Annotated in this window: 14 protein-coding genes and 1 tRNA gene; all 15 read left to right on the top strand. The window is 70.2% G+C overall.

The window, feature by feature from the left end; genetic code table 11:
• Positions 1–107: 107 nt before the first annotated feature.
• The 15 genes from O7611_RS25065 to rpsG all read left to right on the top strand — a co-directional run bounded on the left by O7611_RS25065 (position 108) and on the right by rpsG (position 16,463).
• Positions 108–180: transfer RNA gene (locus O7611_RS25065), tRNA-Trp, on the top strand.
• A gap of 213 nt (positions 181–393) precedes the next feature.
• On the top strand, positions 394–786 hold the full coding sequence (gene secE / locus O7611_RS25060; protein WP_269697666.1) for a preprotein translocase subunit SecE: 393 nt from the start codon (positions 394–396) through the stop codon (positions 784–786).
• 35 nt (positions 787–821) lie between these two features.
• The gene (nusG, locus tag O7611_RS25055) at positions 822–1,544 is read left to right on the top strand and encodes a transcription termination/antitermination protein NusG (RefSeq protein WP_030501618.1); all 723 of its coding nucleotides are present in this window, start codon (positions 822–824) and stop codon (positions 1,542–1,544) included.
• A 189-nt stretch (positions 1,545–1,733) separates the two neighbouring features.
• Positions 1,734–2,165 carry a 50S ribosomal protein L11 gene (gene rplK / locus O7611_RS25050; protein ID WP_013288647.1) on the top strand — a complete coding sequence of 144 codons (432 nt, stop codon included), beginning with the start codon at positions 1,734–1,736 and terminating at the stop codon, positions 2,163–2,165.
• Positions 2,166–2,253: 88 nt separating this feature from the next.
• Positions 2,254–2,970, top strand: a complete 717-nt coding sequence (rplA, locus tag O7611_RS25045) for a 50S ribosomal protein L1 (protein ID WP_135242081.1) — start codon at positions 2,254–2,256, stop codon at positions 2,968–2,970.
• Between the two features lie 82 nt (positions 2,971–3,052).
• Positions 3,053–3,937 carry an ABC transporter ATP-binding protein gene (locus O7611_RS25040; RefSeq protein ID WP_194801429.1) on the top strand — a complete coding sequence of 295 codons (885 nt, stop codon included), beginning with the start codon at positions 3,053–3,055 and terminating at the stop codon, positions 3,935–3,937.
• Positions 3,934–4,623 carry a hypothetical protein gene (locus O7611_RS25035; protein WP_194801428.1) on the top strand — a complete coding sequence of 230 codons (690 nt, stop codon included), beginning with the start codon at positions 3,934–3,936 and terminating at the stop codon, positions 4,621–4,623. Before O7611_RS25040 ends, O7611_RS25035 begins: the two co-directional genes overlap by 4 nt.
• Positions 4,624–4,940: 317 nt before the next feature.
• Entirely contained in the window at positions 4,941–5,489 is a 549-nt protein-coding gene (rplJ, locus tag O7611_RS25030; RefSeq protein ID WP_120573081.1) for a 50S ribosomal protein L10, read from the top strand.
• Between the two features lie 54 nt (positions 5,490–5,543).
• Entirely contained in the window at positions 5,544–5,930 is a 387-nt protein-coding gene (gene rplL, locus O7611_RS25025) for a 50S ribosomal protein L7/L12 (protein ID WP_120573082.1), read from the top strand.
• A 574-nt stretch (positions 5,931–6,504) separates the two neighbouring features.
• Entirely contained in the window at positions 6,505–9,936 is a 3,432-nt protein-coding gene (gene rpoB / locus O7611_RS25020) for a DNA-directed RNA polymerase subunit beta (RefSeq protein ID WP_013288641.1), read from the top strand.
• Positions 9,937–10,016: 80 nt separating this feature from the next.
• Entirely contained in the window at positions 10,017–13,904 is a 3,888-nt protein-coding gene (locus O7611_RS25015) for a DNA-directed RNA polymerase subunit beta' (RefSeq protein ID WP_194801427.1), read from the top strand.
• Positions 13,905–14,000: 96 nt separating this feature from the next.
• Complete coding sequence (locus tag O7611_RS25010; protein WP_269697665.1) at positions 14,001–14,369, top strand: hypothetical protein; 369 nt, start codon at positions 14,001–14,003, stop codon at positions 14,367–14,369.
• Between the two features lie 375 nt (positions 14,370–14,744).
• Positions 14,745–15,116 (top strand): hypothetical protein, encoded by a 372-nt coding sequence (locus O7611_RS25005; protein ID WP_194801541.1) that lies wholly within the window; start codon positions 14,745–14,747, stop codon positions 15,114–15,116.
• A gap of 500 nt (positions 15,117–15,616) precedes the next feature.
• Positions 15,617–15,991, top strand: a complete 375-nt coding sequence (gene rpsL / locus O7611_RS25000; RefSeq protein WP_007465318.1) for a 30S ribosomal protein S12 — start codon at positions 15,617–15,619, stop codon at positions 15,989–15,991.
• A gap of 1 nt (position 15,992) precedes the next feature.
• Positions 15,993–16,463, top strand: coding sequence for a 30S ribosomal protein S7 (gene rpsG, locus O7611_RS24995; protein ID WP_013288637.1), 471 nt, complete (start codon positions 15,993–15,995; stop codon positions 16,461–16,463).
• Positions 16,464–16,483: the final 20 nt, after the last annotated feature.

Here is a 16,483-nt window from a genome sequence, read left to right as displayed (position 1 = left end):
GGGCAGACCGGTTGGGAAAGTCGCACGACTACCCGTACACTGGTCCGCCGTGGGGCAAGTGACCCCCGCTCGGCACAGCGTGTCCGGGTGGAGGTGAGTTGCCGCACAGGGGTGTAGCTCAATTGGCAGAGCAGCGGTCTCCAAAACCGCAGGCTGCAGGTTCAAGTCCTGTCACCCCTGCGCCTCAGGCCTGACCGTTCCGTGGGTCGCGCCGCCCTCACCGGTGGCGTCCGGCCCGTGGTGGTGGCATCGGTGGGGTGGTTCCGAGGCGTTCGGGCCCTCCCGGCCGGTCCGCCGGCCGCGGCCCGTCGCGGGACGGTTGGTCCGGCCGGCGTGACCAACACGCCGCGCACGCCGCCCGGCGTGCGACCCCATACCCGCACGGAGGGCGAAGTGGCCGAGAGCAAGCGCCGCGGCGAGGACGACGGCGACGAGCGTCTGAACGACGACGCGACCGTCGACGACGTGGCCGACGACGACGCCACCGACGCGGACGAGCCGGTCTCCCGGGGCGGCACGGCGACCCGCAAGCGGGCGCAGGCCGAGCCGGCCGAGGGCCGGAAGACCCGCAAGGACACCGAGCGGATCGGGCTGTTCGCCCGCATCGCGCGGTTCTTCCGCGAGGTCGTGGCAGAGCTGCGTAAGGTCATCTGGCCGACCCGCAAGGAGCTGCTGACCTACACGGCCGTGGTGGTCACCTTCGTCGCGGTGATGCTGGCGATCGTGGCCGGCCTGGACTACGGCTTCGCCAAGGCGGTGCTGTGGGTCTTCGGCGAGCCCAGCTGACCAGCGGACAGCGATACTGACGGAAGTGAGCGAGCGTGCCTGAGTACGACGAGACCGCCGGAACCCCGGACGACCAGTCCACGGTGGCGACGGCGGCCAACAACGAGTCGGTCGAGGCCGCCAGCGAGCCGGAGTTCCCGACCACCGAGCCGGCCCCGGACGAGGACTTCGACCCGGTCGCCGAGCTGCGCCAGAAGCTGCGCTACGCGCCCGGCGACTGGTACGTGGTGCACTCGTACGCCGGCTACGAGAACAAGGTCAAGACCAACCTCGAGACCCGGATCACCTCCCTCGACATGGAGGACTTCATCTACCAGGTCGAGGTGCCGACCCGGGAAGAGGTCGAGGTCAAGAACGGCAAGCGGTCGCAGGTCCAGGCGAAGGTCTTCCCGGGCTACATCCTGGTCCGGATGGAGCTGACCGCCGAGTCCTACTCCTGCGTCCGGAACACCCCGGGGGTCACCGGCTTCGTCGGCGCCACCGACCGGGCCGACCGGCCGGCGCCGTTGAGCCTCGACGAGGTTCTCAAGTGGCTGGCCCCGGCGGTCGAGACCGAGCAGAAGAAGGCCAAGCCCGAGGTCAAGGTCCTCGACTTCGAGGTCGGCGACTCGGTCACCGTCACCGACGGCGCGTTCGCGTCGCTGCCGGCGACGATCAGCGAGATCAATGCCGACCAGCAGAAGCTCAAGGTGCTGGTGTCGATCTTCGGCCGGGAGACGCCGGTCGAGCTGAACTTCAACCAGGTCGCCAAGATCTGACGTACGTCGGCACCGGCGGCCCCGCCCCTTTCGGGGGTGGCCGCCGGTGCGCCGTTTCGCCGCCCGCCGACCTCGGCGCGGAGGGTGGCCGACGGCTGCGCTACCCTAGAACGTCGGCTGTCCGCACCGTGCTGACCGTGCGCGCCCGCGGACCGGCGAGAATCCCAGTTCCAAGCCCCAGGAAGAGACATGCCTCCGAAGAAGAAGCTCGTCAAGACGTTCACGCTTCAGCTCCCGGCGGGCCAGGCCACCCCGGCGCCGCCGGTCGGCCCCGCGCTCGGCCAGCACGGCGTGAACATCATGGAGTTCTGCAAGTCCTACAACGCGCAGACCGAGTCCCAGCGGGGCGACATCGTCCCCGCCGAGATCAGCGTCTACGAGGACCGCACGTTCACCTTCGTGCTGAAGACCCCGCCCGCCGCCCGGCTGCTGATCAAGGCCGCCGGTGTGCAGAAGGGCTCGGGCGTCCCGCACAAGGAGAAGGTCGGCTCGGTCACCCGCGCCCAGCTGCGTGAGATCGCCGAGAAGAAGATGGCCGACCTCAACGCCAACGACATCGACCAGGCCGAGAAGATCATCGCCGGCACCGCCCGGTCGATGGGCCTGACCGTCGCCGACTGATCTCGCTCCACCGCTCCACCCGATCTTTCTGTTCGTGGGAGGGCCGCGCACGCCGCGCGCCCGCCAGAGACCACAGGAGTCACCAGAAATGCAGCGCAGCAAGAGCTACCGCAAGGCCGCCGAGGTCATCGACCGGTCGAAGCTCTACACCCCCGTCGAGGCCGTCAAGCTGGCCAAGGACACCACCAACACCAAGTTCGACGCCACGGTCGAGGTCGCGATGCGCCTCGGCGTCGACCCCCGCAAGGCGGACCAGATGGTCCGCGGCACGGTCAACCTGCCGCACGGCACCGGTAAGACCGCCCGCGTGATCGTCTTCGCCGCCGGCGCGAAGGCCGAGGAGGCCGTCGCCGCGGGTGCGGACGAGGTGGGCACCGACGAGCTGGTCGCCCGTATCCAGGGCGGTTGGCTGGACTTCGACGCGGCGATCGCCACGCCCGACCAGATGGCCAAGATCGGCCGGATCGCGCGGATCCTGGGCCCGCGCGGTCTGATGCCGAACCCGAAGACCGGCACCGTGACCATGGACGTCACCAAGGCCGTCTCGGACATCAAGGGCGGCAAGATCACCTTCCGGGTGGACAAGCACTCCAACCTGCACCTGATCATCGGCAAGGCCTCCTTCTCGGAGAACCAGCTGGTGGACAACTACGCCGCGGTGCTGGACGAGGTGCTGCGGGCCAAGCCGTCCGCGGCCAAGGGCACGTACCTCAAGAAGGTCACCCTCACCACCACGATGGGCCCGGGCGTCCCGGTCGACCCGAAGGTCGTGAAGAACTTCCAGGAGGGCTCGGCCGAGGGCTGAGCACGCGTACTCCAGTACGGGGCCCCGCCACCACGTCGTGGCGGGGCCCCGTCCGTCTGTCCGGTGTGGCACGCTCGGGCGCATGCGGCTCGACGGCGTCTGGCTCCGCTACCACCGGCACGGCCCGTGGGTGCTGCGGCAGGTCGACGTCGCGATCGGCCCCGGTGAGGCGGCGGTGGTGCTCGGCCGCAACGGCGCCGGCAAGTCCACGTTGCTCCAGCTCGCCGCCGGGGTGCTGCGCCCGAGCCGGGGCCGGGTCACCGACCGGCCGCCGGTCGTCGGCTGGGTGCCGGAACGCTTTCCCGCCGACCAGCCGTTCACCGTCGGGGCCTACCTGTCCGCGATGGGCCGCGTCGCCGGCCTGCCCGGCCCCGCCGCCGACCGGGCGGTGCGCCACTGGGTGGAGCGGCTGGGCCTGACCCGCTTCCACGACGTACGCCTGCCGCGGCTGTCCAAGGGCACCGCGCAGAAGGTCGGCCTGGCGCAGGCGCTGCTGCGCCCGCCCGGCCTGCTGGTGCTCGACGAGCCCTGGGAGGGGCTGGACGCCACCGCCCGCGAGGCGGTCCCCGAGATCATCGGCGAGGTGCTGGCGGGCGGCGGCGCGGTGCTGGTCAGCGACCACCGGGGCGAGACGGTCCGGCTCCCGGGCGCCCGGCACCTGTCGGTCACCGACGGCACGGTGACCGAGGAGGCGTCGTCGGGCGGTGCGGCCGCCGCCGTGGTCGAGCTTGCGGTGCCGGCCGCCGGGCTGGCCGCCGCCGTCGCCCGCCTGCGCGCCGACGGCCACCAGATCCTTCGGGTACGCGAACACGCCGTCCCGCCCCCGGCCACGCACCCGGTGCCGGCCTCCGCCGGCCCGTCGGGCACCGGCGGGCCGGGCGGCGCGTCCGCCGCTGGTTCCCCGGACCAGGCCGGTGCCGAGGGGGACTCGGCCCGGCCCGGGCCGGCGCCGGAGGTGACCAGGTGATCGCGTTGGTCCGGCTGCGGCTGGCCGGCTTCCTGCGTACCGGACGGGCGCTGGCGCCGGTCCTGGCCGGCCTGCTCGTCCTCGGCGTCCTCTACGGCGGTGGCCGGGCCCGGCCGGCGGAGGCCTACGGCGTCTCCGCCGTGGTGCTGTTCCCGGTTCTTGCCTGGCAGACCAAGATCTTGCTGGACGTGGAACCCGACGTGCAGCGCCGGATGGCCCGGGTGGTGGCCGGCCCGGCCCGGGAACGGGCGGCCGGGCTGCTCGCGGCGCTGGTGGCGGGGCTCGCCGTGGTGCTGCTCGCGCTGGCGCTGCCGTGGCCGCTGGGCGGGGTCACCGCTGCCGTCGGGCCGGGGGATCGGCCGGTGCTCGCCGGGGTGGCCCTGGGGTTCTGGGCGCACCTGCTCGCGCTGCCGGCGGCGGTGGCGCTCGGCGCGCTCGCCAGCCGGGCGGTGACGCGCAGCGCCGGCTACGGGGTGGCGGTGCTGGTCACCGGCGCGGTCGGGGTCGTGGTGCTCGGGCTGTCCGGTTCGGTCGTGCCGTGGCTGGCCCCGCCGGTGATGGCGACCGCGCGGGCGCTCACCGGGCCGGTCGCGGCCGGCGAGGGCCTGCTGCTGACCGGCTGGGCGGCGCTCTGGGCGGCGGTGGCGCTGACCGGCTACGCCTGGGCGCGGCGTACCCGGGCCTGACCGACGGGTGACCGGGAGCACTCGGCGCGATTTGGTGCTGCGGCGTGCGTCGCGTAACCTGGTGCGGTAGTTCCACCCAAAGACCGCTGGTCACCGTGCTCCGGCACGGTCGAAGGTCCCGCGACGACGGGCGACCCGCGCAGGGCGGTAAGCGAAAATCGGTGTCACGCACGGTCCGCCGACTGTGCCCGTGTCCCGGCCCCTCGCCCCGTGCGCCCTGCGCCGGGGCTTTTTCGTTGTCGTGATGCCTCCGCCGCCGTCGTCGAGCCTCGGCTCGCCGCCGGCGTACCAGCTCCGAGCAACGAGAGAGGAGGGACATGGCGGACAAGCCGATCCGGGCCGACAAGGCCACGGCCGTCGCCGAGCTGACCGAGAGCTTCCGCAACGCGGGAGCGACCGTGCTGACCGAGTACCGCGGGCTCACGGTTTCGCAGCTCACCCAGCTGCGGCGCTCGCTCGGCAAGGAGACCAGCTACACGGTCGCGAAGAACACGCTGGCGAAGCGTGCCGCGACCGATGCGGGCATCTCCGGCCTCGACGAGCTGTTCTCCGGTCCTACCGCGCTGACTTTCGTTTCGGGCGACGTCGTCGAGGCGGCGAAGGGGCTTCGCGACTTCGCGAAGGCCAACCCGAAGCTCGTCATCAAGGGCGGTGTCTTCGAGGGCAAGGCCATTTCCGCGGCCGAGGTCACGAAGCTCGCCGACCTGGAGTCCCGCGAGGTGCTGCTGGCCAAGCTGGCCGGCGCGATGAAGGGCAACCTGAGCAAGGCCGCGGCCCTGTTCCAGGCGCCGCTCTCCAAGGCCGCCCGCGCGGCGGCCGCCCTGGCGGACAAGAAGCGCGAGCAGGAGGGCGCCGAGGCGGCCTGAGGCCCGCCCGGCGCACCACGTTCTTAGTTTTCATTGCGAGAAAGGACGCCAGACATGGCGAAGCTCAGCACCGACGAGCTGCTCGACGCGTTCAAGGAGATGACGCTGATCGAGCTCTCCGAGTTCGTGAAGCAGTTCGAGGAGACCTTCGAGGTCACCGCCGCCGCTCCGGTCGCCGTCGCCGGCCCGGCCGGTCCGGGTGCCCCGGCCGCCGAGGCCGAGCCGGAGAAGGACGAGTTCGACGTCGTCCTCGACGCCGACGGTGGCAAGAAGATCCAGGTCATCAAGGTCGTGCGTGAGCTGACCGGCCTGGGCCTCAAGGAGGCCAAGGACCTGGTCGAGGCCGCGCCGAAGGCCGTCCTGGAGAAGGTCAACAAGGAGACCGCCGAGAAGGCCAAGGCCAAGCTCGAGGGCGAGGGCGCCAAGGTCACCATGAAGTGACCTTGCTCCACCTGACGCGCGTCCGGCTCACGTGAGCCGGGGCACATCGCGTCGCGGCGGGCGGTGATCCGGGAGACCGGGTCGCCGCCCGCTGTGTTGGTGCCACCCGCCGGCGGACGGCGTGAGCAGGGCGTACAGCGTCCTCTCATCGGCCGGTCAGCGACGTCTGTCGGTAGCCCGTCGGTGGGAAAGACACCCCGAGCGGTAACCGGCCCTTGACGCGGCACCGGCCTGCCAGGCACGCTGAACATCAGCAAGACCTTCCGCGCTTGCAACGGCCGCCTCTCGGGTAAGGGCAACGGCAGCACCGCCGCCGCGGCTCCCGAGCGGACCGGCAGGAGCGTCGCGTTCCGAGCGGCCCGGTCGACCCGGTTTCCGAGGTCCCAGGGCTTGTTCCGCGACGACCTGCGGGGTGGGCTGGACAGCGGTTAGCCTCTCGGCTACACTGCTAGTTTGCGCTGCCTTCCGACTTGACCCCTGCTCGGAAATGTCCGATTGTGGATATTTCTGGTGGGGTCATTGGAGTGCACGCGTACCAGCCGTTCTGCAGCACCGGTCCTCGGAAGGACGCATCTTGGCAGCTTCCCGCCCTGCGAAGACCAGTCGTACGTCGAGCGCATTCGCGCCCCGCCGAGTTTCTTTCGGTCGGATCACCGAACACCTCGAGGTCCCCAACCTCCTCGCCATCCAGAACGAGTCCTTCGACTGGCTCGTCGGCAACGAGGCTTGGCAGGGCCGGTCGGCGGACGACCCGCACGCACGCTCGGGTCTCGCGGAGATCCTCGACGAGATCAGTCCCATTGAGGACTTCTCCGGCACCATGTCGCTCTCCTTCTCGGCTCCGCGCTTCGACGAGGTCAAGGCCTCGATCGAGGAGTGCAAGGAGAAGGACCTGACCTACTGCGCGCCGCTGTTCGTGACCGCGGAGTTCACCAACAACACCACTGGCGAGATCAAGAGCCAGACGGTGTTCATGGGTGACTTCCCGATGATGACGCCGAAGGGCACCTTCATCATCAACGGCACCGAGCGCGTCGTGGTCAGCCAGCTCGTCCGCTCGCCGGGCGTGTACTTCGACAAGCAGCCGGACAAGACCTCCGACCGCGACCTCTCCAGCGTCAAGGTCATCCCGAGCCGGGGTGCCTGGCTGGAGTTCGACATCGACAAGCGCGACACGGTCGGCGTTCGCATCGACCGCAAGCGCCGCCAGGCCGTCACCGTCCTGCTCAAGGCCATCGGGTGGTCCGCCGAGCGCATCCGTGAGAAGTTCGGCTGGTCCGAGCTCATGATGACCACGCTCGAGAAGGACCACATCGCCGGCCAGGACGAGGCCCTGCTCGACATCTACCGGAAGCTCCGCCCTGGCGAGCCGCCGACCCGTGAGAACGCCCAGACCCTGCTCGACAACCTCTTCTTCAACCCGAAGCGGTACGACGTCGCCAAGGTCGGGCGCTACAAGTTCAACAAGAAGCTCGAGCTGGACGTGCCGATCACCACCGGCACGCTCACCGAGGACGACATCGTCGCCACCGTGGAATACCTCTGCCGGCTGCACGCCGGTGAGGAGGGCTACGAGGCCGACGACATCGACCACTTCGGCAACCGTCGCCTGCGTACCGTGGGCGAGCTGATCCAGAACCAGGTCCGGGTGGGTCTCTCCCGGATGGAGCGGGTCGTCCGCGAGCGGATGACCACCCAGGACGTCGAGGCGATCACGCCGCAGACCCTGATCAACATCCGCCCGGTGGTGGCGGCGATCAAGGAGTTCTTCGGTACGTCGCAGCTGTCCCAGTTCATGGACCAGACCAACCCGCTGGCGGGCCTGACCCACCGGCGCCGGCTGAGCGCGCTCGGCCCGGGTGGTCTGTCCCGCGAGCGGGCCGGCTTCGAGGTCCGCGACGTGCACCCGTCCCACTACGGCCGGATGTGCCCGATCGAGACGCCGGAAGGCCCGAACATCGGCCTGATCGGCGCGCTGTCCACGTTCGCCCGGGTCAACCCGTTCGGCTTCATCGAGACGCCGTACCGGAAGGTCATCGACGGCCGGGTCACCGACCAGATCGACTACCTGACCGCGGACGAGGAGGACCGGTTCGTCAAGGCGCAGGCGAACGCCCCGCTGAAGTCGGACGGCACCTTCGCCGAGGACCGCGTCCTGGTCCGCCGTAAGGGCGGCGAGACCGAGGACGTCGCGCCGGGCGCCGTGGACTACATGGACGTGTCGCCGCGGCAGATGACCTCGGTCGCCACCGCGATGATCCCGTTCCTGGAGCACGACGACGCCAACCGCGCGCTCATGGGCGCGAACATGCAGCGTCAGGCGGTGCCGCTGGTCAAGGCCGAGGCCCCGCTGGTCGGTACGGGCATGGAGTACCGCGCCGCGGTCGACGCCGGTGACGTCGTCGTCGCCGAGGTCGGCGGTGTGGTCGAGGACCTGTGCGCGGACTACATCACCGTCCACCAGGACGACGGCCACCGCCGGACGTACCTGCTGCACAAGTTCCGCCGCTCCAACGCCGGCTCCTGCGTCAACCAGAAGCCGGTCGTCTTCGAGGGCGACCGCGTCGAGGCCGGTCAGGTCATCGCCGACGGTCCGTGCACCGACGAGGGCGAGATGGCGCTCGGACGCAACCTGCTGGTGGCGTTCATGTGCTGGGAGGGCCACAACTACGAGGACGCGATCATCCTGTCGCAGCGCCTCGTGCAGCAGGACGTGCTCACCTCGATCCACATCGAGGAGCACGAGGTCGACGCCCGGGACACCAAGCTCGGCCCGGAGGAGATCACCCGCGACATCCCGAACGTCAGCGAGGAGATGCTCGCGGACCTCGACGAGCGCGGCATCATCCGGATCGGCGCCGAGGTCGTCCCCGGCGACATCCTGGTCGGCAAGGTCACCCCGAAGGGTGAGACCGAGCTGACCCCCGAGGAGCGGCTGCTCCGCGCGATCTTCGGCGAGAAGGCGCGCGAGGTCCGGGACACCTCGCTGAAGGTGCCGCACGGCGAGACCGGCACGGTCATCGGTGTGCGTACCTTCTCCCGCGAGGACGGCGACGAGCTGCCCCCGGGCGTGAACGAGCTGGTGCGGGTCTACGTGGCCCAGAAGCGCAAGATCCAGGACGGTGACAAGCTCGCGGGCCGCCACGGCAACAAGGGCGTCATCTCCAAGATCCTGCCGATCGAGGACATGCCGTTCCTGGAGGACGGCACCCCGGTCGACATCGTGCTGAACCCGCTCGGTGTGCCGTCCCGGATGAACATCGGCCAGGTCCTGGAGACCCACCTCGGGTGGGTGGCCAAGACCGGCTGGAGCGTGGACGGCGACGACGCCGAGTGGAAGCGCCAGCTCCGCTCGATCAACGCGCACGAGTCCGAGCCGGACACCAACGTGGCCACTCCGGTCTTCGACGGTGCCCGCGAGGAGGAGATCTCCGGTCTGCTGGCGTCGACCCTGCCCAACCGGGACGGCAACCAGCTCATCGGGGGCAGCGGCAAGGCGCAGCTGTTCGACGGTCGTTCCGGCGAGCCGCTGCCCGACCCGATCGCGGTCGGCTACGTCTACATCCTGAAGCTCAACCACCTGGTCGACGACAAGATCCACGCCCGGTCGACCGGCCCGTACTCGATGATCACGCAGCAGCCGCTGGGTGGTAAGGCGCAGTTCGGTGGCCAGCGCTTCGGTGAGATGGAGTGCTGGGCCATGCAGGCGTACGGCGCCGCCTACGCCCTGCAGGAGCTGCTGACCATCAAGTCCGACGACGTCCTGGGCCGGGTCAAGGTCTACGAGGCGATCGTCAAGGGCGAGAACATCCCCGAGCCGGGCATCCCGGAGTCGTTCAAGGTGCTGCTCAAGGAGCTGCAGTCGCTGTGCCTCAACGTCGAGGTGCTCTCCAGCGACGGTGTGGCCCTGGAGATGCGCGAGACCGACGACGAGGTGTTCCGGGCGGCGGAGGAGCTGGGCATCGACCTGTCCCGGCGCGAGCCGAGCTCGGTCGAAGAGGTCTGAGGTGGTGATCCGGGGCAGGGTGACCCTGCCCCGGATCCCACTCGTTAGCTAGCAGTACAGACGACGACATAGGGGACATAGTGCTCGACGTCAACTTCTTCGACGAGCTGCGCATCGGCCTCGCCACCGCTGACGACATCCGTCAGTGGTCCCACGGCGAGGTCAAGAAGCCCGAGACCATCAACTACCGCACCCTCAAGCCGGAGAAGGACGGGCTCTTCTGCGAGAAGATCTTCGGTCCGCAGCGGGACTGGGAGTGCTACTGCGGTAAGTACAAGCGGGTTCGCTTCAAGGGCATCATCTGCGAGCGCTGCGGCGTCGAGGTGACCCGCTCCAAGGTTCGCCGGGAGCGGATGGGTCACATCGAGCTGGCCGCTCCGGTGACCCACATCTGGTACTTCAAGGGCGTGCCGAGCCGGCTGGGCTACCTGCTGGACCTCGCCCCCAAGGACCTCGAGAAGATCATCTACTTCGCCTCGTACGTCGTGACGAGCGTGGACGCCGAAGCGCGTCACCGCGACCTCTCGACCATCGAGAACGAGATCCTCGCCGAGAAGCGGCAGGCCGAGAACAGCCGCGACTCGGAGATCGAGAAGCGGGCCGCCAAGCTGGAGGCCGACCTGGCCGAGCTGGAGGCCGAGGGCGCGAAGGCGGACGTCCGGCGCAAGGTCAAGGAGGGCGGAGAGCGCGAGATGCGCCAGATCCGCGACCGGGCCCAGCGCGAGATCGACCGCCTCGACGAGGTCCTCGACACCTTCCGCAAGCTGGAGCCGAAGCAGCTGGTCACCGACGAGCTGCTCTACCGCGAGCTGCGCGACCGCTTCGGTGAGTACTTCACCGGCAGCATGGGCGCCGAGGCGATCAAGGCCCTGGTCCAGAACATGGACCTGGAGGCCGAGGCGGAGAACCTGCGCGAGACCATCCGCTCCGGCAAGGGCCAGCGGAAGATCCGGGCGCTCAAGCGGCTCAAGGTCGTCGCGGCGTTCCAGAACACCCGCAACTCGCCGCTCGGCATGGTGCTGGACTGCGTCCCGGTCATCCCGCCGGACCTGCGCCCGATGGTGCAGCTCGACGGTGGCCGCTTCGCGACCTCCGACCTGAACGACCTGTACCGGCGTGTGATCAACCGGAACAACCGCCTCAAGCGGCTGATCGACCTCGGCGCGCCCGAGATCATCGTCAACAACGAGAAGCGGATGCTCCAGGAGGCCGTCGACGCGCTGTTCGACAACGGCCGCCGTGGTCGTCCGGTCACCGGCCCGGGTAACCGGCCGCTGAAGTCGCTGTCCGACATGCTCAAGGGCAAGCAGGGCCGGTTCCGCCAGAACCTGCTGGGCAAGCGCGTCGACTACTCCGGCCGTTCGGTCATCGTGGTCGGCCCGAAGCTCAAGCTGCACCAGTGCGGCCTGCCCAAGCAGATGGCGCTGGAGCTGTTCAAGCCGTTCGTGATGAAGCGGCTGGTCGACCTCAACCACGCGCAGAACATCAAGTCCGCCAAGCGGATGGTCGAGCGGCAGCGGCCGGTCGTGTGGGACGTGCTGGAAGAGGTCATCGGCGAGCACCCGGTGCTGCTGAACCGCGCGCCGACCCTGCACCGTCTGGGCATCCAGGCCTTCGAGCCGCAGCTGGTCGAGGGCAAGGCCATCCAGATCCACCCGCTGGTCTGCACCGCGTTCAACGCCGACTTCGACGGTGACCAGATGGCGGTCCACGTGCCGCTGTCCGCCGAGGCCCAGGCCGAGGCGCGGATCCTGATGCTGTCGTCGAACAACATCCTCAAGCCGGCCGACGGCAAGCCGGTCACCATGCCCACCCAGGACATGGTCATCGGTCTCTACCACCTCACCCACCTCACTCCGGGGGGCAAGGGCGAGGGCCGGGCGTTCAGCTCGGACGCCGAGGCGCGGATGGCGTACGACAACGGCGAGCTGCACCTGCAGGCTCCGGTCCGGATCCGGCTGCGCGACGTGGTCGGGGTGGACAACGGTGCCGGCGCCGAGCCGTGGACCGCCCCCGAGGGGTGGACCGAGGGCGAGCCGGTGACCGTGGAGACCACGCTGGGCCGGGTCCTGTTCAACGAGACGCTGCCCCCGGGCTACCGCTTCGTGAACTACGAGATCCGCAAGGGCCAGCTCTCCGCGATCGTCAACGACCTCGCCGAGCGCTTCCCGAAGGTGGCCCTGGCGGCCACCCTGGACGGGCTCAAGGAGGCCGGTTTCCACTGGGCCACCTGGTCCGGCGTCACCATCGGCATGGAGGACGTCATCGCTCCGCCGCGCAAGCGGGAGATCCTGGAGCGGTACGAGAAGGAAGCCGACCGGATCGACAAGCAGTACCAGCGTGGTCTGATGACCGCCGAGGAGCGCCGCGGCGAGCTCATCGAGATCTGGACCAAGGCGACCAACGAGGTCGCCAAGGAGATGGACACCGCGCTGCCGCAGGAGAACCCGCTGTGGAAGATGATCAACTCGGGTGCCCGCGGTAACCTGCTCCAGCTCCGGCAGATCGCGGCGATCCGTGGTCTGGTGGCCAACCCGAAGGGCGAGATCATCCCGCGGCCGATCAAGGCCAGCTACCGGGAGGGTCTGTCCGTGCTGGAGTACTTCATCTCCACGCACGGTGCCCGTAAGGGCCTCGCGGACACCGCCCTGCGTACCGCCGACTCGGGTTACCTGACCCGGCGTCTGGTGGACGTCTCGCAGGACGTCATCATCCGCGAGGAGGACTGCGGCACCGACCGTGCCATCCCGATGCAGATCGGTGAGCGCATCGACGGCAAGCTGGTCGTGCACGAGCACGCCGAGACCAGCGTGCACGCCCGGACGCTCGCCGACGACATCAAGGGCCCGGACGGCACCGTGGTCGCCCACCGCGGCCAGGACATCAACTCCATCGGGGTCGACGCGATCGTCGCCGCCGGCGTGGAGACGGTGCGGGTGCGCAGCGTGCTCACCTGCGAGTCGAAGCTGGGCGTCTGCGGTGCGTGCTACGGCCGCTCGCTGCCGACCGGCAAGACCGTGGACGTCGGCGAGGCGGTCGGCATCATCGCCGCCCAGTCGATCGGTGAGCCGGGTACGCAGCTGACGATGCGTACCTTCCACACCGGTGGTGTCGCGGGTGAGGACATCACCCAGGGTCTGCCCCGTGTCCAGGAGATCTTCGAGGCCCGGGTGCCGAAGGGTAAGGCGCCCATCGCCGACACCCCGGGCCGCATTCGGATCGAGGACGGCGAGCGGTCCCGCAAGATCGTGGTCATCCCGGACGACGGCAGCGACGAGATCGTCTACGACAAGATCTCGAAGCGGGTCCGGCTCCGGGCGCACGACGGCGACCACGTCGAGGTCGGCGAGAAGCTCACCGAGGGCACCATCGACCCGCACGAGCTGCTGCGCATCCTCGGCCCGCGTGCGGTCCAGGTCCACCTGACCCAGGAGGTCCAGGAGGTCTACCGCTCGCAGGGTGTGCTCATCCACGACAAGCACATCGAGATCATCATCCGCCAGATGCTCAAGCGGGTGACGGTGATCGACTCCGGCTCGACCGAGTTCCTGCCGGGTGTGCTGGTCGACCGGGCGCTGTTCGAGTCGGAGAACCGCCGGCTCGTCGGCGAGGGTGGCGAGCCCGCCGCCGGTCGCCCGGTGCTGATGGGTATCACCAAGGCCTCGCTGGCCACTGACTCCTGGCTGTCGGCGGCCTCCTTCCAGGAGACCACCCGGGTGCTGACGGACGCGGCGATCCACGCCCGCAGCGACTCGCTGATCGGCCTCAAGGAGAACGTGATCATCGGTAAGCTCATCCCGGCCGGTACGGGCATCAGCAAGTACCGCAACGTCCGGGTCGAGCCGACCGAGGAGGCGAAGGCCAAGGTCTACTCGATGACCGGCTACCCGGAGACCGACTACGGCTTCGGGCCGGCCAGCGGCCAGGCGGTTCCGCTGGACGACTTCGACTTCGGGTCGTACCGCTAAGCAGTAGGCAACGACGAGGCCCCCGGCATCCGCCGGGGGCCTCGTCGCGTCCGGAGTGCCGGGACCGGGGGACCGGATCCGGGGCATGATGGAGGCATGACGACCGTGCCCGGGCAGGCGCCCGTCGTGCCGCAGGCGTACCGCCATCCGCAGGATCCGGAACCGGTCCGCTCCACGAAGGCCCGCGCCGTCTTCGCGCTCGGGCTGATCGGCGCGCTCACCGGGTTCTTCATCGGCGGGGCGGTGCCGGCCACCATCGCGCTCGTGCTCGCCCGGCAGGCCCGCCGGGAGGCGTACGCGTCGGGTGGTTATCTCACCGGCGCGGACTGCCTGCGGCGCGGCGAGCAGATGGCGCGGACCGGCCTGGTGCTGACCGCCGCCGCGGTCGTCGCGGCGGTGGTGATCGGGGTGGTCCGGGCCGCGGACGCGTCGTTCGGCCACGATTTCGCGCCGAACTTCGACTGACCCGGTGGGGGAGCGGGCCCGCGCCCGCCCACCTCGTAATGATCGGCGGCGGTAGCCTGGCCGGTGTCCGCCGCGCGGCGGGCGTGTGGACAGGAGGACCCCGTGACGGAACCGGCCGCGCCGGGAGGCGACCCGACCCGCCCCGGGCCGTACCCGCCGGGTCCCGCGTCCGCGCCGGCGCACGGGCCGTACCCGGGGGGTCCACCGGCGCACGGGCCGGGGTTCGCGGCGTACCCGGGGAGTCAGCCGGTGCACGGCGGCGGGTGGCCGGCACCGGGGAGCGCGCCGGGCCACGGTGGCTGGGGCCCGCACGGCGGGCCGGCGCTTCCGCCCCCGCCGGCCGAGACGCCGCGGCCGCCGAAGCGGGTCGACGCGGTGCCCGGTACGCCGTTCGGCGTGGTCCACCTCGACGTGCCGCCGGTCACCTCCGGCCTGGCGATCGGGTCGCTCGTCGCCGGTATCGCCGCGATCGGGGTGTCGCTGCTGGTGTTGTGCTTCGGCCTGGCCGGCCGCAACGTGGGCGGCGCCTGGGCGGCGGGCGCGTTCACCGTGCTGGGCGGGCTGATCGGCGTCGGCGCGATGGTGGCCGGGTTGCTCGCCCGGCGGCAGATCCGGCGGCCGGCGCCGCCGCCGTCGGTGCGCTTCACCGGCGCCGGCCTGGCCGTGGCGGGAATCTCCTGCGGGGCGGCGGGCCTGCTGTTCGGCCTGATCGGGCTCGCGCTGGCCCTGGTGGTGCAGATCACGTGACGCCGCGTCTGCGACGCCTGCGGCCGGTGACCTGGGTTGTGCGGTATGTCCGGGTGCCCGAAGGCCGGGCGGTGTCGGGGCCGCCGGGTCGTGCGGCGGGCGAGCCGGTACACTTGTCACTGTAGGTGCCCATCACCGGCGCATCGGCGACCCGGAGACCGGGCGGCGGACCGCACAGCGGTCCTTCCCGACCCATCCGTTTTGACCGGCGCGGCTGTGGTAGGTACTCTTTCCCCTTGTGCCCGGGCCCGCCCGGGCAATGCGTGCGTGCGCTGGAACCGGTCAGCCGGTGATCGCGCGGTCGCACCACCAAGACCAGAAGATCCGGTACGACGCGTCAGCGGCCGGCACCGGAACCGTGACTCGGGCGACACGCCCGACCGCGGGTGCTGGGGAGCCGTCAGGCGGCCCTGGTTGGAATGTAGGAGAGCCGCCCACCCGGACGGCTGGAGCAGACGGCGCGGTCGCCTCGCAGCGGCCGAAGGGAGCGGAGAAACCCGGTGCCCACCATTCAGCAGTTGGTCCGAAAGGGCCGTCAGGCCAAGACGACCAAGACCAAGACCCCGGCGCTCAAGGGGTCTCCCCAGCGGCGCGGCGTGTGCACCCGCGTGTACACCACCACCCCGAAGAAGCCGAACTCGGCGCTGCGCAAGGTCGCTCGTGTCAAGCTCAGCAGCCAGATCGAGGTGACCGCCTACATCCCGGGCGTCGGCCACAACCTCCAGGAGCACTCGATCGTGCTCGTGCGCGGCGGTCGTGTGAAGGACCTCCCGGGCGTGCGGTACAAGATCGTGCGCGGTTCGCTGGACACCCAGGGTGTCCGCAACCGCAAGCAGGCTCGCAGCCGCTACGGCGCGAAGAAGGAGAAGAGCTGACATGCCGCGTAAGGGACCCGCTCCGCGGAAGCCGCTGGTCGCTGACCCGGTGTACAACTCGCCCCTGGTCACCCAGCTGGTGAACAAGATCCTGCTGCGCGGCAAGCGTCAGCTCGCCGAGCGCATCGTGTACGCCGCCCTGGAGGGCTGCCGCGAGAAGTCCGGCACCGACCCCGTCGTCACGCTCAAGCGCGCGATGGACAACGTCAAGCCGACCCTCGAGGTGCGCAGCCGCCGTGTCGGTGGCGCCACCTACCAGGTTCCGGTCGAGGTCCGGCCGTCCCGTGCGACCACGCTCGGTCTGCGCTGGCTGGTGACCTACTCCCGCGCCCGTCGCGAGAAGACCATGGTCGAGCGGCTGATGAACGAGCTGCTGGACGCGAGCAACGGCCTCGGCGCCGCCGTCAAGCGGCGTGAGGACACGCACAAGATGGCCGAGTCGAACAAGGCCTTCGCGCACTACCGCTGGTAACACCTGAGGTTCCGGCGCCC

Source organism: Micromonospora sp. WMMC273, from assembly GCF_027460285.1.
Classification (GTDB): Bacteria; Actinomycetota; Actinomycetes; order Mycobacteriales; family Micromonosporaceae; genus Micromonospora; species Micromonospora aurantiaca.
The sequence above is the reverse complement of the archived record's forward strand: the minus strand, read 5'-3'. Positions and strand labels throughout refer to the sequence as shown.

Excerpts from the sequence above, each read along its gene's own strand:
- rplA (WP_135242081.1), top strand. The coding sequence starts at position 2,254 with ATGCAGCGCAGCAAGAGCTACCGCAAGGCCGCCGAGGTCATCGACCGG.
- rplK (WP_013288647.1), top strand. The coding sequence starts at position 1,734 with ATGCCTCCGAAGAAGAAGCTCGTCAAGACGTTCACGCTTCAGCTCCCG.
- O7611_RS25010 (WP_269697665.1), top strand. The coding sequence starts at position 14,001 with ATGACGACCGTGCCCGGGCAGGCGCCCGTCGTGCCGCAGGCGTACCGC.
- rplJ (WP_120573081.1), top strand. The coding sequence starts at position 4,941 with ATGGCGGACAAGCCGATCCGGGCCGACAAGGCCACGGCCGTCGCCGAG.
- O7611_RS25040 (WP_194801429.1), top strand. The coding sequence starts at position 3,053 with ATGCGGCTCGACGGCGTCTGGCTCCGCTACCACCGGCACGGCCCGTGG.
- rpsG (WP_013288637.1), top strand. The coding sequence starts at position 15,993 with ATGCCGCGTAAGGGACCCGCTCCGCGGAAGCCGCTGGTCGCTGACCCG.
- rplL (WP_120573082.1), top strand. The coding sequence starts at position 5,544 with ATGGCGAAGCTCAGCACCGACGAGCTGCTCGACGCGTTCAAGGAGATG.